The organism is Streptomyces sp. NPDC033174 (genome assembly GCF_055577795.1).
Window position 1 is genome coordinate 142,812 of the sequence record NZ_JBVIPQ010000002.1, and the last position, 20,149, is coordinate 162,960.

A 20,149-nucleotide genomic window follows, 5' to 3' on the forward strand; every position below is an offset into this window, starting at 1 on the left:
CACCCACCCCCCCCCCCCCCCCCCCCCCCCCCCCCCCCCCCCCCCCCCCCCCCCCCCCCCCCCCCCCCCCCCCCCCCCCCGCCGTCGCGTGCCGCCGCCGTCAGACGGTGGTGATGACGTCCTCGTAGGCGAGGCGCGGCGAGCGGGGGAACGAGGAGTCGGTGCCCGGCTTGCCGATGTTGACGACCATCAGCGGGGTGTGGTCGTCGTCCAGGAACTCCTTCTGGACGCCCCGGAAGTCGAAGCCCGTCATCGGACCCGCGGCAAGACCGGCGGCGCGCACGCCGACGATGAAGTACGCGGCCTGGAGGGCGGCGTTCAGGGCGGCGGAGTCCTCGCGGACCGGGCGCTCGCTGAAGAACATGTCCTTGGCCTGCGGGAAGTGCGGCAGGAGCGAGGGGAGCTCGTGGTGAAACTCGTTGTCGGCGGCGAGGATGGCCACGAGGGGGGCGGCGGCGGTCTTCGCCTGGTTGCCCTCGGCCATGTGCCCGACGAGCCGCGCGCGGGCCTCGTCCGAGCGGACCAGGACGATGCGCAGCGGCGTCTGGTTGAAGGCGGTGGGCCCGTACTTGACCAGGTCGTAGATCGCCTGGACCTGCTCCTCGGTCACCGGCTCGTCGGTGAACGTGTTGGCGGTGCGGGCCTCACGGAAGAGGAGGTCCTGGGCGGCAGGGTCGAGAACGAGGGTCATGCTGCGTACCTTCCGGACGTGCAAGGGATCAAGCGATGTCCAAAAACGTACGCCCCGATAGGTTAATTTTCAACTAAATCGGCGGCGTGGTGAGCCGACTCACAGGGGTCGAGTGGGGTGCGGACCCCGGGGTGGGGCGGCCTGGACTAGTCGTCGGTGCCCGGTCCGCCTGCGTGGTCCTGTTCCGCCAGGGCCGCGTCAAGGCGCGCGCGGGCGCCTTCCAGCCAGCGGCGACACACCTTGGCCAGCTCCTCGCCCCGCTCCCAGAGCGCGAGGGACTCCTCCAGCGTCGTGCCGCCCGCCTCCAGGCGGCGGACGACCTCGATCAGCTCGTCGCGCGCCTGCTCGTAGCCGAGCGTCGCCTCTTCCGTCTTCGCAGCCATGCGCTCCACCCTATGCGTGAGGTCCGGCCGTGCGGCGCACCGCGAATTCGCCTTCGGCGACCCGCGCGCGGAGCTCCTCGTCCTCGGCGACCTCCTCCGGGGAGCGGACCACGGACCCGTCCGCCCGCTGGAGCACCGCGTATCCGCGCTCCAGCGTCGCGGCGGGCGAGAGCGAGAGAACCCGGGCGCGGGTGTGGGACAGCTCGGAGTCGGCACGGTCCAGCAGATGTCCGAGTACCCGGCGGCCCCGCGCCAGCAGGGCGTGGAGCTCGTCCTCCCGCTCCTCCAGCATCCGGTGCGGCCGCTCCATGACCGGCCTCGCCAGAGCGTGCGCCAAGCCGCGCTCCTCGCGGTCGAGCAGCCCCCGAAGGCTTCGCAGGGACCGGTCCCGCAGAGCCTGCACCCGCTCCAGCTCCTCGCCCACGTCCGGTACGACCTTCTTGGCCGCGTCGGTCGGGGTGGAGGCCCGCAGATCCGCGACGAGGTCGAGGAGGGGCGAGTCCGGTTCGTGGCCGATGGCGGAGACGACGGGCGTACGGCAGGCGGAGACCGCCCGTACGAGCTGTTCGTCCGAGAACGGCAGCAGATCCTCCACGCTTCCGCCGCCCCGCGCCACGATGATCACGTCGCACTCGGAGAGCTCGTCGAGCTCCTTGACGGCCTGGACGACCTGGGTGACGGCGTGGACCCCCTGCACCGCGACATTGCGCACCTCGAAGCGGACGGCGGGCCAGCGGTGGCGGGCGTTCTCCAGGACGTCCCGCTCGGCGGCGGAGGCGCGTCCGCAGACCAGGCCGATCAGCTGGGGCAGGAAGGGCAGCGGCTTCTTCCGGTCCAGCGCGAAGAGACCCTCGGCGCCGAGGGAGCGCTTCAGCTGCTCGAGCCGGGCGAGCAGCTCACCGATGCCGACGGGCTTTATCTCGACGGCGCGGAGCGAGAGCTGGCCGCGGGGCGCGTACCACTCGGGCTTGGCGTGTACGACGACGCGGGCGCCCTCGGAGACGATGTCGGCGACGGCGTCGAAGACCTGGCGATAGCAGGTGACGCCGACGGAGATGTCGTACGAGGGGTCGCGCAGCGTCATGAAGACGACCCCGGCGCCGGGCCGGCGCGAGAGCTGCGTGATCTGCCCCTCGACCCAGACGGCCCCGAGCCGGTCGATCCACCCCCCGATGAGCCGGGACACCTCACCGACGGGCAGGGGAGCTTCGGCAGACGTGGAAAGACCCATGCGCCGAGCGTATCGGCCGATGGGGGGCGCCCGACCCTCATCGCCCGCCGCGGGGCGAGGAGCGGGTGCCACTGTCCTCGTCGCCCGCCGAGGGGCCGGGGCGCCCCTCCCACTCCCGAGGGGCCGGGGGGTTGCTCTCGCCGTCGTCGCTCGCCGAGGGGGCCGGGCCCGAGCACTTTCGCCGTCGTCGCTCGCCGAGCCGGGGCGGGGCCCGGGGCCGGGTGCCCCGCCTCGTCGCGCGCCAAGGACGCCACCGCCGGGCGCCCGCCCTCATCGCTCGCCGAGGCCTCTTCCCGCTCCCTGGACCGCCAGCACCACCAGCCCCACACCCAGCCAGATCACCCCCACCACCTGCGCCGACGGCGACGCCTCGACGATCACCGCGATGAGGATGCCCGCCCCTGCCACCGGCAGCACCACGTGCCGCAGCCAGTGCGGCGGGCCCTCCGCCCGGCGCACGGCGAACCAGCCCACCACGCTCGCGTGCAGCAGCACGAACGCCGTCAGGGCGCCGATGTCGACCACCGATACCAGGTGGTCCATGCCGTCGTCGCGCCGCGCCGCCCACACCGCCGCCACCAGCGTGACCACCGCGGCGAAGAGCAGCGCCACCCGTGGCACCCCGGAGTCGGTGCGCGCGAGCGCGTGCGGCAGGCGCCGGTCGCGGGCCATCGCGAAGACCAGCCGCCCGGCCGCCGCCTGCCCGGCCAGCGCCGCGAACGCCGCCCCGATCGCCTTGCTCACCGCCACCAGGTCGTGCAGCCAGCCGCCCACGGACGCGTCCACGGCGTCGTAGAAGGCAGACCCCTGCTTCACCGGCTCCGCTGCCAGCTCCGCCGAGGACATCGGCTCCAGCAGCGCCACCAGATACGTCTGCGTCACGAAGAGCACGCCGGCCAGCGCGAGACAGAACAGCACCGCCCGCGCCACCTTCGCCGACCCCCCGGTGACCTCCTCCGCGAACGACGCGATCGCGTCGAAGCCGAGGTACGACAGCACGGCCACGGACACCGCCCCGAACACCGCCGCCATCGAGAACCCCGCGTCCCCGCCGAGCGGCGACCACCAGTCGCGCTGCGCCCCGTCCCCTGCGAGCACCACCACCGCGGAGACCACGAACACCAGCAGCACCACGATCTCCATCGCGAGCACCGCGAACCCGACCCGCGCCGCCGCCCGTACGCCCCACAGGTTCAGCAGCGTCGTGACCACCACCGCGAGCCCGGTCCACACCCACCGGTCGATGTCCGGCACCAGCGCTTCCATCGCGATGCCGGAGAAGAGATAGGCGACCGCGGGGATCAGCAGATAGTCGAGCATCGCCATCCACCCGGCGATGAACCCCGGCCCCTCCCCGAGCCCCTTGCGGGCGTACGTGAAGACCGAGCCGGCCTGCGGCGCCACCCGGACCATCTGGGCGTAGCTGAATGCGGTGAAAGCCATCGCGACCGTCGCGACCAGATAGACCAGCGCGACCGCTCCGTGCGACTTGGCGTCGAGCGTGCCGAAGACACCGACCGGCGCCATGGGCGCGATGAAGAGCAGCCCGTAGACGACGAGATCCCTGAAGCCGAGCGTCCGCCGCAGCTCCTCGCCCGTCTCCGCCTCCTGCGCGCCGGTGCCGGTCATGCCGATCAGTCTCAGCCAACGAGCCGATCTTTCCCGTGTACGGCGCGGCCTTACGATGGGACGCATGACTGCTACGCCTGCCGCGCCCGCTGCCCGCCGCGTCCTGCTCGCCGCCCCGCGCGGCTACTGCGCGGGCGTGGACCGCGCCGTCATCGCCGTGGAGAAGGCACTGGAGCAGTACGGTGCGCCGATCTACGTCCGCCACGAGATCGTCCACAACAAGTACGTCGTGCAGACCCTGGAGAAGAAGGGCGCGATCTTCGTCGACGAGACCGCGGAGGTCCCCGAGGGATCCATCGTGATGTTCTCGGCGCACGGCGTCGCCCCGGTCGTCCACGACGAGGCCGCCGGCCGCAGGCTCGCCACTATCGACGCGACCTGCCCCCTGGTGACGAAGGTCCACAAGGAAGCGGTCCGCTTCGCCAAGGAGGACTACGACATCCTCCTGATCGGCCACGAGGGCCACGAGGAGGTCATCGGCACGTCGGGCGAGGCGCCGGACCACATCACGCTGGTCGACGGGCCCGAGGACGTCGCGAACGTGACCGTGCGGGACGAGTCGAAGGTCGTCTGGCTCTCCCAGACGACGCTGTCGGTCGACGAGACGATGGAGACGGTCGACGCGCTCAAGGAGAAGTTCCCGCAGCTGCTGTCGCCTCCGAGCGACGACATCTGCTACGCCACGCAGAACCGCCAGATCGCGGTGAAGAAGCTGAGCGAGGACGCCGAGCTCGTCATCGTCGTGGGCTCCAAGAACTCCTCGAACTCGATCCGCATGGTCGAGGTCGCCCTCGACGCCGGCGCCCCCGCGGCGCACCTGGTGGACTTCGCCGACGAGATCGACGAGGCCTGGCTGGAGGGCGTCAGCACGGTCGGCCTGACCTCCGGCGCCTCGGTCCCCGACGTCCTGGTCGACGGTGTCCTGGAATGGCTGGCCGAGCGCGGCTACGCCGACGTGGAGACGGTGAAGACCGCCGAGGAGTCGATCACCTTCTCGCTGCCCAAGGAGCTCCGCCGCGACCTGCGTGCCGAAGCTGCCGCTCTCATGAAGAAGTGACCGTCAGCGGCTGCCCGTAACGTTGTGTCCATGAACGTCTTCGGAGTGGACATCGGCGGATCGGGGATCAAAGGCGCCCCGGTGGATCTGGAGCGCGGTGATCTGGCAGAGCCGCGACACAAAGTACTGACCCCACAGCCCGCGACACCCGACGGTGTCGCGGGCTGTGTCGCGGAGGTCGTGGAGCACTTCGGCTGGTCGGGCCCGGTCGGGGTCACCTTCCCCGGCGTGGTCACCGGCTCCACGATCCGTACGGCCGCGAACGTGGACAAGAGCTGGATCGGCGTCGACGCGGACGCCCTGCTGAGCGAGCGTCTGGGCGGCCTGCCCGTGACGGTCCTCAACGACGCGGACGCGGCCGGGGTCGCCGAGATGACCTTCGGGGCCGGCCGGGGCCGCAAGGGCACGGTGGCGCTGCTGACCTTCGGTACGGGCATCGGGAGTGCGCTCTTCATCGACGGCCGTCTCGTGCCGAACACGGAACTTGGCCACCTGGAGCTGAAGGGCCACGAGGCCGAGAAGCGGGCCTCGACGAAGGTCAAGGAGGACGAGGGCCTGAGCTGGGAGCACTGGGCGCGCCGGGTGGAGAAGTACCTCGCCCACCTGGAGATGCTGTTCTCGCCGGAGCTTTTCATCATCGGCGGAGGAGTGAGCCGGAAGGCGGACAAGTTCCTGCCGCTGATCGAGGGGATCAAGGCGGAGATGGTCCCGGCCGAGCTGGAGAACAACGCGGGGATCGTGGGAGCGGCGATGACGGCGGGGGCGCTGAGGGGCGCGGCCGTCACTGGAGCCTAGGACCTGTCTTGTGGGTTCGGGCCGGGGGACGCGGGCCCGGCCCGAACCCAGACACGGGCACCGCCACCACCGGAGCCCGGGCCTGTCTTGTGGGTTCGGGCCGGGGCACGCGGGCCCGGCAGAATCCGGAAGACGGGCCCCGCCGCCACCGGAGCCCGGGCCTGTCTTGTGGGTTCGGGCCGGGGCACGCGGGGCCGGCAGAATCCGGAAGACGGGCCCCGCCGCCACCGGAGCCCGGGCCCGTCCTTCGGGTCGGGCCGGGGAAGGGGTTTTCCCGGCGGTCCGAAGACAGCCCTAGGGGCCTTCGGACCGCACCGGCCGGGCGGCCTCGGGGGCGGGGCGGCGGAGGGGTCCGGAGGGGCCGCGGACGGCCGCGGCACGCTGGCGGCGCCCCATGAGCCGCACCTTCCGCACGCAGGTGATCACGCCGGCGACGAGCGTGCCGCCGTACAGCCAGCCGGCGTGCACGGCGAGGGCGGTGACGACCGCCATCGCCTGCCCGCCGAAGCCGCCCGCCCCGCCCGAGATGGGGACGACGCCGACGGCGAAGGCGATCGGGACGCTGATCGGGGCGGTGACCAGGTCCGCCGCCCTGACCCAGAGCGCGGTCAGGGCGCTGACCGGCAGGAACAGCAGCCCGTAGACCACCGCCGACTCGTCGAAGAGCAGCCAGTCCAGACAGCCGAGCACCAGCATCGCGGCGGAGGCGAACAGTCCCCCGCCGAGGCCGGTCAGCCGGGGGCCGGGCAGCCGGCGCAGCGCGACGACAGCCGGCGGCGCGGGCCGCCCGGCCTTCCCGGGCCTTCCGCCGCGCCCGCTTCGCGGCTCGACCTGATAGACGGCCGAGCCTTCGGCGAACGCACCGGCCGGGGGAAGAGGGGGCCGAGGCCGCTGCCGGCCCCGGGGGTGACGTGTCCTGGGCTGCTCCACTTGGACAACGTAGGTCGGGAGTGCCCCGGAAACGGGTACGGGACACGCACTTTGGCCGAGCTTGGCGCTGAGATCGACGCGCGGGTCGCCATGGCGCCACCCGTACGCGACCGTCCGCAACCCGCACGCGACCCGTCCGCCGGCCGTCCGCTCCCGGGGCGACCCGTCGCGGCCGGGGGCGACACGCCCGTAAACTGGGGGATCGGCCCACCACCCGGCCCACCATCCGCACTGCAGGAAGTCGTCAACGTGTCGCTCACGATCGGAATCGTCGGTCTGCCGAATGTCGGCAAGTCGACCCTGTTCAACGCCCTGACCAAGAACGACGTGCTGGCGGCCAACTACCCGTTCGCCACCATCGAGCCGAACGTCGGTGTCGTCGGTGTCCCCGACGCCCGGCTGGCCACGCTGGCCGAGATCTTCGGCTCGCAGCGGGTCCTCCCGGCGACGGTCGACTTCGTCGACATCGCGGGCATCGTCCGCGGTGCGAGCGAGGGCGAGGGCCTGGGCAACAAGTTCCTCGCGAACATCCGCGAATCGGACGCGATCTGCCAGGTCATCCGGGCCTTCAAGGACGAGAACGTCGTGCACGTCGACGGCAAGGTCTCGCCGAAGGACGACATCGAGACGATCAACACCGAGCTGATCCTCGCCGACCTGCAGTCCGTCGAGAAGGCGGTCCCGCGCCTGACGAAGGAGTCCCGCCTCCAGAAGGACAAGGTGGCGGTCCTGGCGGCAGTCGAGTCGGCCCAGAAGATCCTGGAGTCGGGCCAGACCCTCTTCTCCGCGGGCATCACCAAGGGCACGGAGCAGGGCGACCTCCTCCACGAGCTGCACCTGCTCACCACCAAGCCCTTCCTCTACGTCTTCAACGTCGACGAGGACGAGCTGGTCGACGAGGACTTCAAGAACGAGCAGCGCGCGCTGGTGGCCCCCGCCGAGGCGATCTTCCTGAATGCCAAGATCGAGTCCGAGCTCATCGAGCTCGACGACGACGAGGCCCTGGAGCTCCTCCAGTCCATGGGCCAGGAAGAGCCGGGCCTCGCGACCCTGGGCCGCGTCGGCTTCGACACCCTCGGCCTCCAGACGTACCTGACGGCCGGCCCCAAGGAAACCCGCGCCTGGACGATCAAGAAGGGCGCGACGGCCCCCGAGGCCGCCGGTGTGATCCACACCGACTTCCAGAAGGGCTTCATCAAGGCCGAGGTCATCTCCTTCGAGGACCTGGTCGAGACGGGCTCGGTGGCCGAGGCCCGCGCGAAGGGCAAGGCCCGCATGGAGGGCAAGGAGTACGTGATGCAGGACGGCGACGTGGTGGAGTTCCGCTTCAACGTGTAGTCGTCTCGTTACTGCATGTTAGTTAGTTTCGTCGAACGTGCAGGTCAGAAGGGGTCGGACCCTGACGAGTCCGACCCCTTCTCCATTCCCGTGCTGACTTGGTGCTGACTTTTCAGCTGCTCCGGGGCGGCGTGAGCTTGTCGAGGTCCAGGCTGACCTCGAAAGGCACCGGGCGCTGGAGGGTGCCCCGGAAGATCCCGGCGGGCGCGTATGTACCAGTGGGTTCGTCGAGCTCGTAGACGTGGACGACGGGTGCCCCGTCCTCGTCCTCAATGCACCAGTAGTGCGGGATGCCGGCCTCCGCGTACTTGCGAAGTTTTACTGTGCGATCGCGATGGGCGGACTCCGGGGACACGACCTCGATGACGAGTGGGACGTCCTCCGGTGCGAACCAGGTACGGTCGCCGTCGAAATCGGCCGTCGTCACCAGCAGGTCCGGTTCGGGACGGTTACGCGGGTCGAGCTTGATGGTCATCTCGCGGCCGACTCTGGTGTCGGCGGGCACCTGCTCCATGAGTGCGACGGTGAGCATGGTGACGAGGTGGCCGTGCCACCACCTCTGGGGCGACATCATGAAGACGAGGGCTCCATCGATCAACTCGGTGTGGCGGGGTGCCTCGGGGAGGCGGTCGAGGTCCTCCGCGAACCAGCCTTCCGCGCGCGGCGGGCGCATCCAGTCGGGCAGTGCGGTCATGCCTTCACGGTAGCGGCCCGCGGCTCTGGCTGAAGAGCCAACGATCTCGGCCGGATGATTTTCGGCGACTTTCCGCGCTGTGACCAGCCACCTGCCTGGCATCCGGTCAAGAGCGACTCATCGGTTCAGATCGCCACGGTGGTCATTTCCGTGGCAGCTCTCGTTCTCTCCACGACGGCCGCGTTTTGGCAATCATGCTGTTGGTCGGCGCATCGCGACCCCATCAACTCTTCTCCTCGGAACTGCCCAAGGTGTACGAGTTCCAGGTTGACGCGGACGGCCCCTTCGGCCGCGTGGGCACGCTGACCCACACGGTGGATCTTGAGGCCCTGAGGGATAGTGCCCTTGAGACCGATTCGGTGGAGTGGAGCGTGCATCAGGTCGCCAAACACTTTGGGGAGGCTGTGAATGTGCTGGGGCGGCAGGCACGGTCGATTGAGGCGTTGAGTCAGCAGGCCCAGAGAGGTGTTGAACGGCAGGACTCGGAACGCCAATCGGACGCTGACATTTCCGGCTCGGGGGAACCCGCCCTCCTTGAGATCCCCATGGAGCCGTTGAGTGACGATGGCGATCGGGTGTGACGGCTGTACTCCCGTGCTGATTCTTGCTGACTTTGCCCACCCAGAACCACGTGTTCGCAGGTGGGAGTCCTGTACTGCATGTTCCGCTTCAACGTCCGACGTCTCGCCAAGAACCGTGCCCGACCTGCTTGTTGGCGGATCGGGTATGAGCTTCTGTCCGCAGGGAGTCCTCGCTCCGGGATGAGGGGCAGTGGCAGGTCTGGCCGGCGTGGCAGTGACACTGCCTCAGACCTTGACGACCTCCACGGAAGGGCCGCACAGGAGTGTCAGATCCTCGGGGTCGGACGTGAGGACGGTGACCGGCCGGGGTGCGTTGCGGGCGATGACGGCGAAGGCGGCATCGATGGCGTACCTGTGGCCGTGGAGGTGATGGGCGCGCAGAAGCGCGGCAGCCTGGTCGGTGATCTCCTTGGTGACGTCGTGAACGTCGACGCGGGAGAGGACCCAGTTGATGCGGGCCGGGTGGATACGCTCGTAGTCGGCCTCAAGAGTGGTCATGGCGCTGGTGGCGACGCGGATGCCCTCTTCCGACGCCGCTTGGACCAGAGCCACGACGGTGCGGTCCTTGCGGTAGAGCTTCGAGAGGCCTTCGCTGTCGAGCAGGAGGGTGCCGGGCATCAGGCGGCGGCCCCGCCGGCCTGCCGGTGGTCGTGGCGCAGCAGCGCCCGGGCGGCCTCGACCTCCTCGCGGGTGAGAGCTTCGTTGTCGGTCTCGAAGTCCGCGACGATCTCCCGGAGCTTGTCCATGGCGACCCGCTGTTCGAGGGCCTCAGCGACGTAGGCGGAGAAGCCGCCGGGGCCGACGTGGGCGCGTACGGCCTCGGCGAGGTCCTCGGGCAGACTGATCGAGTACTTCCTGCTACCGCTCATGCCGCCGATCCTACCGGTGGTCGTAAGCCTTCGGCGGTGAATAGCTCCTGCGGGTCCGACTGATCCGCGCCGGCTTCTTGCGCATCCGGGAGATCGCACGCAGGGGGCCTCTGACCTGCGGCAGCGCAGGTCAGGGGGCCCCGTCCGATGGGACATCGGCACCTTGTCCGGACTGGACGGGCACCCCGTCCAGGGTCGGAGTGGGTGGTGGGAGGATGCGGGGACGGGGATGGCGTCGGAGCCGATGTCGATCAGTTCTGCGCGGGCGTCGTACGACGGGCCGGTCGAGTCATCGAGCTGCTGGATGAGTCTCTCGATGTGGGTGGTCATGGGCGGTCCCGGCGCCAGAAGGTGGGGAGCCACCAGCAGAGCACCGAGCGGTCGTCGGGCCACGGGGCGCGGTCCTCGGCTGCCCAGTCCTCGAAAGAGTCGCGCGTCAGATCGATGGGGCGCCAGGCGGGGTCGAGCGGCTCGTCCTCCGCCGGCGGGCGGACGTACCGCCGGCCGTGCTCGTCGCAGGCGCCGAAGTCCTGGTAGTTGCGCTGGGCCTCGATCAGCGAGACCTTGTTCGCTCCGCCTGCCATGGCCGGCCAGCGGAACTGAACCCCGTCGTCCTCCCAGAAGCAGACGGGGCAGATCTCGTAAGAGCCGGGCATGGCGTCGAGCACGCGGTGCCCGCAGCAGGGACAGGGGTAGCGGTCGCTCACCTGCGCAGTCTCGTTGCGGGTCCGGCCGGTGCGCCATGGATTTCTCGGCCTCGGCACCGCAGGGCAGTCGCAGCCAGTCCGCAGGACACCCGTAAACGGCCGTCGGGAGCCAACGCATGCCAACGAGGAACCCCCCGGGTCAGAGCCCTGGACCAAGCTCCGCCGCAGGTCAGGATCGGCCCGCAGGCATTCCGCTTCAACGTGTGATGAGTCACGCAGCGCCACATCGCTGACCTGGCAAACATGCTGGTCGAAAGGGGCCCACCTCTCCGGGGTGGGCCCCTGGCTTTTCTCCGTGCCGGGACGGTGCTGGACATTCTGACGCCGTGCCAGCGGGGGCCAGGGCCCGGTCCTCGTACCCTCCGGCGCCGCAGGACGAGGCACTGACCCGGTCGCGCGGGTCGCCTCAGTCGGCAGGCAGTTCGAGCATCGGCTGGAAGGCGGACCCCTCCTCGTTGGGAACGTGCGGGAGGAAGCCGTCGGGGACGGTGCGGGCGGCGGTGGTGAGTAGGCGGTCCAGGACTTCCCGGTCCGTGGCCGGGGGCAGCCCAAGTGCGGCGAGGAGGCGGTCGCGGACGGTGGGGTGGTCCGGGTGGTCGTCGAGGTAGTCGGAGTTGAGGGTGGGAGGACGGAAGCCGGCCAGGGCGTCGTGCCAGGACGGGAGGACGATGGCGAGGGTCAGGGCCTCGGCGAGGGACTCGGCGATGAGGGAGGCCCGGCCCTCGGAGTCGGTGTAGAGGACGGGGCGGGGGCCGTCGGGGACGGCCGGGCCGCAGAGGTAGTGGGTGCCGCCCGCGTTGCAGCCGGCGACGGGCTCCACCGGGAGGCCGTTCGGCAGGGCGATCGACTCGATCGGGTCGGTTCGGGCGAGGTCGAACTCTCCGTCGCAGGCCAGGTAGGAAGCGGCCTCGGGGTGCGCGGCGATCCTGCGGAGCAGGGCGTTGTCCGAAAGGGCGGCCGGGTTGAGGGCTGCGGTGATCGCAGGGGTGAGGGGGTGTCCGGCAAGGACGTGGCGGACCGCGTCGAGGGGGACAGGGCGCTCGTAATAGTCCTCGAAGTGGGCCTGGACGGCCTCGGGGGAGCGGTCGGCGAGGAGATGGAAGAGGAAGCCGGAGCCGTCCGGGTCCTCGCTGCCGGGCGGGAAGGCGATGGCCGAGCCGGTGCGCCAGGCCGTGTCACCGGTCTCCCGCCACAGGCAGGCGGTGACGCGAGGGGCGTCGATGCCCTCGTCACGGAAGGCGGGTTCGTCCAGGAGCGGGCTCAGCGCGGCGGGCACTTCGTCGATGACACCGGGCCAGACCTGCTCATCGTCCGTCCCGTACGGGCTCATCCGCGACTCGTGGTCGAAGCCGCGGATGAGCACGCCGGCCGGGGTGAAGACGACGGAGAAGTCGTCCCCCGAGCCGTTCTCCATCAAGGCTGCCTCTTCGCCGGGGCCCCAGGCGGTGTCGAAGGCGTAGCAGCAGAACCGCGGATCGTCGCCGATCGTGGCGTCGAGAAGGGCCAACGCGCGCAGGTGAGCGCGGAGTTCGGCGGGGTCGGGGAGGAGGGCGGCGGTCTCGTGCACAGTGCTCATGGCGCCATGGAAGCAGCCGGCACTGACAATCAGCCGGCACTGACAATGTGGCGCGGCCGGCCTTGTCGGCGGTGGCTGCTTCCCAGCGGATTCCGGCCGATCGCACGTGTTCCCGGCGCAGGATCAGGTGTCGTACACGGTGGCGCGATGCGCGATGTTCACGATCCGGGCCGCGTCACACGGCGCTCAGGGCGCCACAGCGGAAGATGCGGCAGTCCACGGGATTGCCACGCAGGATCGCCTCGCGCAGATCCTGCAGCTCGCGGCCCAAGTCCAGCCCCAGCCGCGCGGTCATGTGTGCCCGGGCCGAGGACAGCACGCGCAGCGCATCCGCGCGACGGCCGCACTCGTAGAGCGTGGCCGCACGGAAGGCCAGGAGCATCTCGTGTTCCGGATGGTCCTCGGTGAGCTGCGCGAGTTCTCCGGCGAGCGACCAGTAGTTACGCAGCTTGAACTCGGCCGCGACCCGCAGCAGTTGCGCCGAGATCAGCAGTTCGTCGAATGCGGTGCCGACACCTCGGCGGGTCCGCTCGGATGCGACGTCCTCCAGCACCGCCCCCCGCCACTCGGCCAGGGCGGACGAGGCGAGTCGTGAGACCTCCTGGGGCTCGGTGCTCCGCTGGGCCCGGTTGACCAGCTGGGTGAAGCGGTGCAGATCCACCAGCTGCGGATCGCCGGTCAGGGCGTACGTCGAACCGCTCCGCACCAGCCGCACCGACCCGTCGCACCCGCCCTGGCGAAGGCTCGCCCGCAGTCGGCAGACGTCCACGTACAGATCGGCCCGGGACCGCGGTCGTTCCTCCTCGTCCGACAGCAGATCGATGAGCCGGTCCATCGGGAGCGGCCGGCCCATCTCCAGCAGGAGTAACCCCAGCAGCAGACGCTCGCGGCGGCGACCGATGGCTCTGGGGCGTCCGTCGACGGTCCACTCAACTCTGCCGAGCACTCGAAAATGTGACCCCGTGGCAAGCATGGCGGCCATGATGCTCAGCTGGTTATGTTCCTGGCAAGGTCTTGTCATCCTTCCGACAGGCCCCACCTATCACACTGGTCCCCCGTGCAACCGCGCCAGGGGGTCGAACTTGCCTTACGTCATTGCCGGTCTGGTGCTCGTCGGAGCCGTCGCCCTGCTCAACCTCGTCCTGCTCATCAGCATCCTGCGCCGCTGGCAGGAGCTCGAAGTCGTACGCCGACGTGACGACTTCGCAGCCCAGGGGCCGCAACCCGGAGACGGACTCCCGGATTTCACCGCCACCGCGCTCAGCGGCCGAACCCTGACCCAGGACGACTTCCGCTCCGGGGAACTGCTGCTGGGCGTCTTCTCCTACGACTGCCCGTCCTGCACCGACAGCCTCCCCGACTTCGCCGAACGGGCCGACCGGGCCCGGGCAGCAGGCGGCCGGGTCCTGGCCCTGGTGATCGGTGCCGAAGCGGGCGAGAGCGGCCTGGCCGCCCAACTCATCGGTCCGGCGGACGAGGTGGTGCCGGAGCCCGAGACATCACCACTGTTCCGCGCACTGCGCGTCCCCGCCTTCCCCACGATCCTCAGCTACCAGGACGGCGTTGTCGCCGCTCCCTCCGCCGCCAACCGCGAACCGGTAACGGCGGCCTCCTGAACCCCGGTGCGACCGCGGACCGTGGTCGCACCGCGGAGTACGCACATCCCATCCACACAGGAAGAGGAGAACCATGCGCACACTCAAGGCCGGTGCGGGCCGCCTGATCGAGCGGATTCTGCCCAAGGCCGAAGCCGAGGCGGGCTGCCCGCCGGACTGCTGGACCGAGTGGAGCACCAGCGCCCAGCGATGCCGCCGCTGCTGCTACACGGCCGCGTGCGGGGTCAGCTGCGGCAGCTGGGCCTACTGCTGAAACACCACGGGGCGGGCCGCGTGCGGCTCGCCCCGTGCCCGCCGGCCCAGGACCCACTCTTCCGGAGTCACTCTTGTCCGACCTGCTGCTCGTCTGCCGCCTGACCCTGATCTGCGTGCTGGCCGTGGCCGGCCTCGCCAAGCTGCGCGACCGCCGCCGATTCGCCACGGCGCTGGGCGACCTCACCTCCCTGCCGGCCGCCGCCCGGCCGGCTCTCGCCGTCCTGGTGCCCGCGGCCGAGCTCATCGCCGCCGTGCTCCTCGCTCTGCCCCGTACGCTCACCGCGGGCCTGGCCGTCGCCGCCGCCCTGTGCGCGGCATTCAGCGCCGTCGCCGTCACCACCATGCGGCGCCGCAGCCCCGCCGGCTGCCCCTGCTTCGGCAGCAGGACCACTGTGCCCATGGGCCCCTGGCATGTCGCCCGCAACGTCACCCTCACGGTGCTCGCCCTCCTCGGCGGCGCCATCGCCCTCACCCACGGCACCGCCACCCCCCTCAGCGCCCCCGCACTCGCGCTCGCCGTCGCCATCGCCGGTTATCTCACCGCGTTCGCCGTCTTCACCGACGACCTCGCCGTCTTCTTCTCCGCCCGTTCTTCTGCTCCGGCGGCACCGGCCAACGCTGAAAGGACGATCACACAGTGAGCTACGCCATCACCGGCCTCGCCCTTCTCGCCGCGGTCACCCTCGTCAACGCCCTCCTCACCTTCGCGGTCATCAAGCGCTGGCGGACCACGATGGCCGCCCCCGCCCCGGCCGTCGCGCCCCCGGGCCCTCCCGCCCTCGCCGTGCACGAAGGTGACCCCACTCCCGCTTTCACCCTGCACACCTCCCGGGGCGACATCAGCGAATCGGCCCTGTCCGGGCAGCCCACCCTCATCTGCTTCCTCCGCCCCGACTGCGGGCCCACCAGGGACAGCCTCCCCGAGATCCAGCGGTGGACCGAGGCGAACGCCCCGTCGGGCGCGCATCTCGTCGCCGTCATCAGCGGACAGCCCGCCGATGCCGGTCCCCTGCTCGAAGCGGTCGGCCCGCTCACCGACCTCACCGCCACCGAACCCCCGAACGGTCCCGTCGCCGGCGCCTTCGGCGTACGCCACCACCCCACCTTCGTCCTCCTCGACGCCGACGGGACCATCACGGAGACGGGCATCGGCATGGGGTCCCTGCCCGCGCTCAACCTCCTCACCGCATGAGCGGGCGGTCCACCTCCCGCAGGGCCGAATTCCTGCGGGGCCTCACCGCCGTACTCGCCCTCACGCTGCGGTCCTGCCCGGGGGCCCTCGCCGTCCGCATCGCCACCGTCGTCATCGCGGGTACAGCCCCCGTGGCCGCCTCCTGGCTGCTCAAGTACGTGGTCGACAGCCTCACCGCGGATGAATTCCGCGCCTCGGACCTCAACTGGGCCGCGGCCGGCATCGGCCTGCTCACCGTCCTCCTCGCCGCCTCCTCGGCCATCTCCTCCTACGCGGACGGCCGCATCCGCCGCGCCACCTCCACCCGGGCCCAGAGCGACCTGCTCACCGCCGTCAACCGGCTCAGCGGTCTGTCCAAGCTCGAACAGCCCGCCTTCCACGACCGCGTCCAACTCGCCGTCCAGAGCGCGCAGGGGGCCGAGCGGCTCGTCGGCGCAGCACTCCAGGGCGCCCAGGGAGTCCTCACCCTGGCGGGCTTCCTGGGAAGTCTCCTGCTCATCAGCCCCACCCTGGCCGCCGTCCTCATCGCCGCGGCCGTTCCCGCCCTCTTCGCCCACCTGGCCAACAGCCGGCATCGCGCGGACATGTTCTGGCGCACCAGCAACCTCGCCCGTCGTCAGATCTTCTACCGGGGGCTGCTCACCGACACCCAGGCGGCGAAAGAGATCCGCCTCTACGGCCTCGGCGGCTACTTCGCGCAGCGCATGCGTACCGATCTCGACAGCATCAATGGGCAGGAGGAGCGCCTCGACCGCCGCCTCGTCACCCACGAGACGGCCCTCGCCGCCCTCGGAGCCGCCGTCTCCACCGGCGCACTCGTCTGGGGCGTGCACCAGGCCGCCGTCCACGCCCTCACCGCCGGTGACGTGTCCCTCCTCGTCGCCGCCCTCGCCGGCATGCAGACGGCACTCATCGGCCTGGTGGGGTGCATCGCCCAAAGCCACCAGACGGCCCTGCTGTTCAGCCACTACCTGCATGTCACCCAGGTCCGGGACGACCTCCCCGCCCCGGCCGCCCCGATCGCCCCACCGCCCCTGAGCCACGGCCTCGAACTCCGGGACGTCTGGTTCCGCTACACCGACGACGGTCCGTGGATCCTCCGCGGAATCAGCCTGACCGTCCCGCACGGCACCAGCCTGGCCGTCGTCGGTCTCAACGGGGCCGGGAAGAGCACCCTCGTCAAACTGCTGTGCCGCCTCTACGACCCGCAGCGGGGCAGCATCCACTGGGACGGCATCGACCTCAAGGACTTCCCCGCGGACCAGCTGCGGCGGCGCATCAGCGTTGTCTTCCAGGACCCGATGGAGTACGACCTCACCGCCGGGGAGAACATCGGCCTCGGTGACCTCGGCTCACTCCACGACCCTGCCCGCATCCACGCCGCCGCCGCCGACGCGGACATCCACACCGCCCTCGCCCGCCTCCCGCAGGGGTACGACACCATGCTCAGCCGGATGTTCTTCCCTGACGACACCGAAGACACCAACCCTGGCGTCCAGCTGTCGGGCGGCCAATGGCAGCGTCTCGCGCTGGCCCGGGCCCTGATGCGTTCCGAACGGGATCTCATGATCCTCGACGAACCCAGCACCGGCCTCGACGCGGTCGCCGAGCGCCATGTGCACGACCGGCTCACCTCACTCCGCCAGGGCGCGACGAGCATCCTCGTCTCCCACCGCCTCAACACCGTCCGCGCCGCCGACACCATCGTCGTCATCGCCGACGGGACCGTGCAGGAGGCAGGCACCCATGACCAGCTCATGACCGCCCACGGCACCTATGCCGAGCTCTTCACCACGCAGGCCGAAGGCTACGAGGAGACCGTGCGATGACCGCCGCGGCCCCGGTGCTCCTCTCCCTCGCGGGACTCCTCGTCCTCGCCGCGCCCCTGGTGCTGGCGCGCGGGCGGCTGGTGGCCGTGACCGTCCGCGGATACAGCATGTCGCCGACCCTCATGCCCGGTGACCGGATCCTGATGCTCCGTGGCAGACGCCGTGTCGCCACGGGCCGGGTGGCCGTCGTCGTCGCACCCCACCCCGAGCACGGCTGGCACTGCCCCACGGGCACCACGCCCGACTCGTGGTACGTCAAACGCATCGCCGCCGTCGCCGGAGAGCCCGTACCGGACTGGGCCGGCCGATGCCCCGGTACGCACGTCCCGCCGGGCATGCTCGTCCTCCTGGGCGAGAAGCCGGGCTCGATGGACTCCAAACAGTGGGGCTACTGTCCAGAGGACAAGCTCATCGGAACCGTCCTGCTCCGCCTGCGGGCCGCTGCGGCTCCCGGTGCGCCTTCTTCCCTTCCTTCCTGAGGCCGGGACGTGCCGTACGGGGACGGCGCTGGGACGGCCCGCGTCAGAACGACGTCTGTGCAGGCGCCCGTCGGCGGGGAGCCCTCGTCCGCGAAGTGCTGTGGCCGACGGCTGACCGCACCGAGAGGCGGCCATGCCAGGACCGTTGGGGCGACACCAAGAAGACGAGGGCTCCGTGGATGAGCTCGGTGTGGCGCGGTGCCCCGGCGAGGTGGTCCAGGTCCTCCGCGAACCAGCCTTCCGCGCGCGGCGGGCGCATCCAGTCGGGCAGTGCGGTCATGGGTCAACCCTAGCGATGTCGCCCACTGCCCGTACGGGCAGTGGGCGTCGGCTCACGTGCTCTTGGTTCTCAGGTGCCGAGGGTGATCAGGGCCGCGATCGCGGGGCCGAACGCGCCGCCCAGCTGGTAGCAGAGGTTGAACAGGCCGATCGCCGTCGGGCGTTGGGTGTCGTCCGTCGCGCGGGTGGCGTAGACCGCGAGGGTCGCCTGGCCCGCCGTCGTCGCGAAGACGGCCAGCGTGGCGACCAGCAGGAGCAGCGGGGCCCAGGGGGTGAGCAGCGCGGTCACAGGAGCCAGGGTCGCCGCGGCCAGCAGGATCGTCAGAACCGCCGGACGGCCCAGCCGGGCCGAGGCCGCGGCCAGCAGCATGGAGAGGACGGAGCCGGCGAGGAGTGCCACGAGCTGGCCCGTGCCGATCGTGGAGGTGGACCAGTCGGTGCGGTCGCGCAGCAGGTGCGGGACGGTGAAGAGCAGGGTGAAGTACGAGGTCGCGATGGCGCTCACGAGCAGGGCGCACAGGACGAACGCCTTGTTCCGCGCGAGCGCCGACGGTACGAAGCCGGTGGGCCGCTTGCGTACGTGCAGGGCGAGCAGCGCGGCCGACACGAGGGTGGCGAGTACCGCGGGCAGCGGGAAGCGGGGGATCAGGACGGCCGAGGTCGCGGCGAGTACGAGCAGGGCCGCGCCTCGCCCGTCGAAGGCGGCGCCGGGGGCCGGAGTCGTGCGCGGGACGAGCCGGGCGACCGCCGGGACGGCAAGGAGCGCCACCGCCGAGACTGCCATCGAGGCACGCCAGGACACGGCGCCCGCTATCAGGGAACCGAGCAGGGGGCCGACCGCGCCGAGGACGCCGAAGCCTGCGGTGATCACGCCCATCCGGCGGACCGAGCCCGCCAGGCTCATCGCCGCGGTGACCAGTCCGGCCCCGCCGACCGCCTGGGCCGCGCGGCCCGCCATGGCGAGCGGCAGCCACGGTGCCACGGCGACGATCAGCGTGCCGGCGAGGATGAGCGCGGCGCCGGCCCGGAGTGTGGCGTGCGGACCGCGGCGCCGGAGCAGCGCCGCCATCAGCGGGGTTCCGACGGCCATCGCCCACGCGAAGACGGTGACCAGCCAGGTCGCCGTCGCCGTACCGATCCCGAGCGAGCCGGCCATGTCGGGGAGGATGAGCACCGGGCTGTTGGCGCTCGCCGCGACAGGCGTGGCCAGCAGGGCCAGCCACAGGGCGTGGACCCGGCGGATGCGGTCGGGTCCGGTTGCGGCCGCTACGGACGTGGCGGCGGTCGTGGTCGTCAAGGCGGGCTCCCGGTGATCGGACGGCAGGGGGATGGCGGGGAGGTCGGTCGGCGCGGGGCGTCAGACGGTGGTGACGACCTCGTCGTAGGCCAGGCGCGGTGACCGCGGATACCAGGCGCTCTCGCCGGGCCTGCCGATGTTGACGACCATCAGCGGGGTGTGGTCGTCGTCGAGGAACTCCTTCTGTACGCCCCGGAAGTCGAACCCGGTCATGGGACCCGCGGCGAGGCCGGCGGCGCGGACGCCCACGATGAAGTACGCGGCCTGGAGGGTGGCGTTGGCCAGCGCGGACTCCTCGCGGACCGGGCGCTCGCCGAAGAAGACGTCCCCGGCCTGCGGGAAGTGCGGAACGAGGGCAGGCAGTTCCTCGTGGAACTCGTTGTCCGCCGCGAGGATCGCGACGAGCGGGGCGGACGTGGTCTTGGCCCGGTTGCCGTCGGCCATCAGATCCACCAGCCTCCCGCGGGCCTCCTCGGAGCGGACCAGGACGATGCGCAGCGGCGACTGGTTGAACGCGGTGGGCCCGTACTTGATCAGGTCGTAGATCGCCTGGACCTGCTCCTCGGTCACCGGCTCGCCGGTGAACGTGTTCGCGGTGCGGGCCTCACGGAAGAGGAGGTCCTGGGCGGCCGCGTCGAGGAGGAGAGTCATGGGAAGTGCTCCTGTCGTTCAGGGTTGATAATCTCAACGTTGAGATAAAAGCAGGGAGGCGTCTCAACGT

Annotated in this window: 23 protein-coding genes and 1 pseudogene; 10 read left to right on the top strand and 14 right to left on the bottom strand. The window is 70.9% G+C overall.

Annotated features, from left to right (window positions below; genetic code table 11):
* Positions 1-100 precede the first annotated feature (100 nt).
* The 4 genes from ACZ5VC_RS06920 to ACZ5VC_RS06935 all read right to left on the bottom strand — a co-directional run bounded on the left by ACZ5VC_RS06920 (position 101) and on the right by ACZ5VC_RS06935 (position 3,934).
* Positions 101-691 (bottom strand): malonic semialdehyde reductase, encoded by a 591-nt coding sequence (locus tag ACZ5VC_RS06920; protein WP_469119068.1) that lies wholly within the window; start codon positions 689-691, stop codon positions 101-103.
* A gap of 146 nt (positions 692-837) precedes the next feature.
* Entirely contained in the window at positions 838-1,074 is a 237-nt protein-coding gene (locus ACZ5VC_RS06925; RefSeq protein ID WP_468711897.1) for an exodeoxyribonuclease VII small subunit, read from the bottom strand.
* Positions 1,075-1,084: 10 nt separating this feature from the next.
* Positions 1,085-2,305 (bottom strand): exodeoxyribonuclease VII large subunit, encoded by a 1,221-nt coding sequence (xseA, locus tag ACZ5VC_RS06930; protein ID WP_469119069.1) that lies wholly within the window; start codon positions 2,303-2,305, stop codon positions 1,085-1,087.
* A gap of 270 nt (positions 2,306-2,575) precedes the next feature.
* Complete coding sequence (locus ACZ5VC_RS06935) at positions 2,576-3,934, bottom strand: APC family permease (RefSeq protein WP_469119070.1); 1,359 nt, start codon at positions 3,932-3,934, stop codon at positions 2,576-2,578.
* A 55-nt stretch (positions 3,935-3,989) separates the two neighbouring features.
* On the opposite strand from ACZ5VC_RS06935, the gene ACZ5VC_RS06940 reads away from it, so the two are divergent.
* Positions 3,990-4,991: a 4-hydroxy-3-methylbut-2-enyl diphosphate reductase gene (locus ACZ5VC_RS06940; RefSeq protein ID WP_469119071.1), complete on the top strand. Its 1,002-nt coding sequence runs from the start codon at positions 3,990-3,992 to the stop codon at positions 4,989-4,991.
* Between the two features lie 30 nt (positions 4,992-5,021).
* Positions 5,022-5,786, top strand: a complete 765-nt coding sequence (gene ppgK / locus ACZ5VC_RS06945) for a polyphosphate--glucose phosphotransferase (protein ID WP_469119072.1) — start codon at positions 5,022-5,024, stop codon at positions 5,784-5,786.
* Between the two features lie 294 nt (positions 5,787-6,080).
* Here ppgK and ACZ5VC_RS06950 read toward each other — a convergent pair whose 3' ends face one another.
* Positions 6,081-6,716: a DUF6542 domain-containing protein gene (locus ACZ5VC_RS06950; protein WP_469119073.1), complete on the bottom strand. Its 636-nt coding sequence runs from the start codon at positions 6,714-6,716 to the stop codon at positions 6,081-6,083.
* A gap of 249 nt (positions 6,717-6,965) precedes the next feature.
* Here ACZ5VC_RS06950 and ychF point away from each other — a divergent pair, with 249 nt between their 5' ends.
* The gene (ychF, locus tag ACZ5VC_RS06955; RefSeq protein ID WP_469119074.1) at positions 6,966-8,054 is read left to right on the top strand and encodes a redox-regulated ATPase YchF; all 1,089 of its coding nucleotides are present in this window, start codon (positions 6,966-6,968) and stop codon (positions 8,052-8,054) included.
* Positions 8,055-8,166: 112 nt separating this feature from the next.
* Here the strand turns inward: ychF and ACZ5VC_RS06960 are convergent, their stop codons facing one another.
* Positions 8,167-8,748 carry a Uma2 family endonuclease gene (locus tag ACZ5VC_RS06960; protein ID WP_469119075.1) on the bottom strand — a complete coding sequence of 194 codons (582 nt, stop codon included), beginning with the start codon at positions 8,746-8,748 and terminating at the stop codon, positions 8,167-8,169.
* A gap of 185 nt (positions 8,749-8,933) precedes the next feature.
* Here ACZ5VC_RS06960 and ACZ5VC_RS06965 point away from each other — a divergent pair, with 185 nt between their 5' ends.
* On the top strand, positions 8,934-9,329 hold the full coding sequence (locus ACZ5VC_RS06965) for a hypothetical protein (RefSeq protein WP_469119076.1): 396 nt from the start codon (positions 8,934-8,936) through the stop codon (positions 9,327-9,329).
* A gap of 225 nt (positions 9,330-9,554) precedes the next feature.
* On the opposite strand, the gene ACZ5VC_RS06970 is transcribed toward ACZ5VC_RS06965, so the two are convergent.
* The 5 genes from ACZ5VC_RS06970 to ACZ5VC_RS06990 all read right to left on the bottom strand — a co-directional run bounded on the left by ACZ5VC_RS06970 (position 9,555) and on the right by ACZ5VC_RS06990 (position 13,427).
* Positions 9,555-9,947, bottom strand: coding sequence for a DNA-binding protein (locus tag ACZ5VC_RS06970; protein WP_469119077.1), 393 nt, complete (start codon positions 9,945-9,947; stop codon positions 9,555-9,557).
* Positions 9,947-10,198, bottom strand: coding sequence for a hypothetical protein (locus tag ACZ5VC_RS06975; RefSeq protein WP_018845686.1), 252 nt, complete (start codon positions 10,196-10,198; stop codon positions 9,947-9,949). Before ACZ5VC_RS06975 ends, ACZ5VC_RS06970 begins: the two co-directional genes overlap by 1 nt.
* A gap of 326 nt (positions 10,199-10,524) precedes the next feature.
* Positions 10,525-10,905, bottom strand: coding sequence for a CPCC family cysteine-rich protein (locus tag ACZ5VC_RS06980; RefSeq protein ID WP_469119078.1), 381 nt, complete (start codon positions 10,903-10,905; stop codon positions 10,525-10,527).
* 406 nt (positions 10,906-11,311) lie between these two features.
* Positions 11,312-12,481 (bottom strand): hypothetical protein, encoded by a 1,170-nt coding sequence (locus ACZ5VC_RS06985; RefSeq protein WP_469119079.1) that lies wholly within the window; start codon positions 12,479-12,481, stop codon positions 11,312-11,314.
* A gap of 175 nt (positions 12,482-12,656) precedes the next feature.
* On the bottom strand, positions 12,657-13,427 hold the full coding sequence (locus ACZ5VC_RS06990; RefSeq protein ID WP_469119080.1) for an AfsR/SARP family transcriptional regulator: 771 nt from the start codon (positions 13,425-13,427) through the stop codon (positions 12,657-12,659).
* A 136-nt stretch (positions 13,428-13,563) separates the two neighbouring features.
* Here ACZ5VC_RS06990 and ACZ5VC_RS06995 point away from each other — a divergent pair, with 136 nt between their 5' ends.
* From ACZ5VC_RS06995 to ACZ5VC_RS07020, 6 genes are all read left to right on the top strand, one after another.
* Positions 13,564-14,097, top strand: coding sequence for a redoxin domain-containing protein (locus ACZ5VC_RS06995; RefSeq protein ID WP_469119081.1), 534 nt, complete (start codon positions 13,564-13,566; stop codon positions 14,095-14,097).
* Between the two features lie 73 nt (positions 14,098-14,170).
* Positions 14,171-14,350 carry a hypothetical protein gene (locus tag ACZ5VC_RS07000; RefSeq protein ID WP_469119082.1) on the top strand — a complete coding sequence of 60 codons (180 nt, stop codon included), beginning with the start codon at positions 14,171-14,173 and terminating at the stop codon, positions 14,348-14,350.
* 73 nt (positions 14,351-14,423) lie between these two features.
* Complete coding sequence (locus ACZ5VC_RS07005; protein WP_469119083.1) at positions 14,424-14,993, top strand: MauE/DoxX family redox-associated membrane protein; 570 nt, start codon at positions 14,424-14,426, stop codon at positions 14,991-14,993.
* Positions 14,990-15,544: a TlpA family protein disulfide reductase gene (locus ACZ5VC_RS07010; RefSeq protein ID WP_469119084.1), complete on the top strand. Its 555-nt coding sequence runs from the start codon at positions 14,990-14,992 to the stop codon at positions 15,542-15,544. Before ACZ5VC_RS07005 ends, ACZ5VC_RS07010 begins: the two co-directional genes overlap by 4 nt.
* Positions 15,541-17,373, top strand: a complete 1,833-nt coding sequence (locus tag ACZ5VC_RS07015) for an ABC transporter ATP-binding protein (RefSeq protein WP_469119085.1) — start codon at positions 15,541-15,543, stop codon at positions 17,371-17,373. Before ACZ5VC_RS07010 ends, ACZ5VC_RS07015 begins: the two co-directional genes overlap by 4 nt.
* A complete protein-coding gene (locus tag ACZ5VC_RS07020; protein ID WP_469119086.1) occupies positions 17,370-17,852 on the top strand; it encodes a S26 family signal peptidase in 483 nt (160 codons plus the stop codon). The genes ACZ5VC_RS07015 and ACZ5VC_RS07020 overlap by 4 nt, the downstream gene beginning before the upstream one ends.
* A gap of 103 nt (positions 17,853-17,955) precedes the next feature.
* Here the strand turns inward: ACZ5VC_RS07020 and ACZ5VC_RS07025 are convergent.
* From ACZ5VC_RS07025 to ACZ5VC_RS07035, 3 genes and pseudogenes are all read right to left on the bottom strand, one after another.
* Positions 17,956-18,132 (bottom strand): annotated as a pseudogene (locus ACZ5VC_RS07025) (Uma2 family endonuclease); the annotation flags it as partial.
* Positions 18,133-18,201: 69 nt separating this feature from the next.
* The gene (locus ACZ5VC_RS07030; RefSeq protein WP_469119087.1) at positions 18,202-19,428 is read right to left on the bottom strand and encodes an MFS transporter; all 1,227 of its coding nucleotides are present in this window, start codon (positions 19,426-19,428) and stop codon (positions 18,202-18,204) included.
* 60 nt (positions 19,429-19,488) lie between these two features.
* The gene (locus ACZ5VC_RS07035; RefSeq protein ID WP_469119088.1) at positions 19,489-20,079 is read right to left on the bottom strand and encodes a malonic semialdehyde reductase; all 591 of its coding nucleotides are present in this window, start codon (positions 20,077-20,079) and stop codon (positions 19,489-19,491) included.
* Between the last annotated feature and the right edge of the window lie 70 nt (positions 20,080-20,149).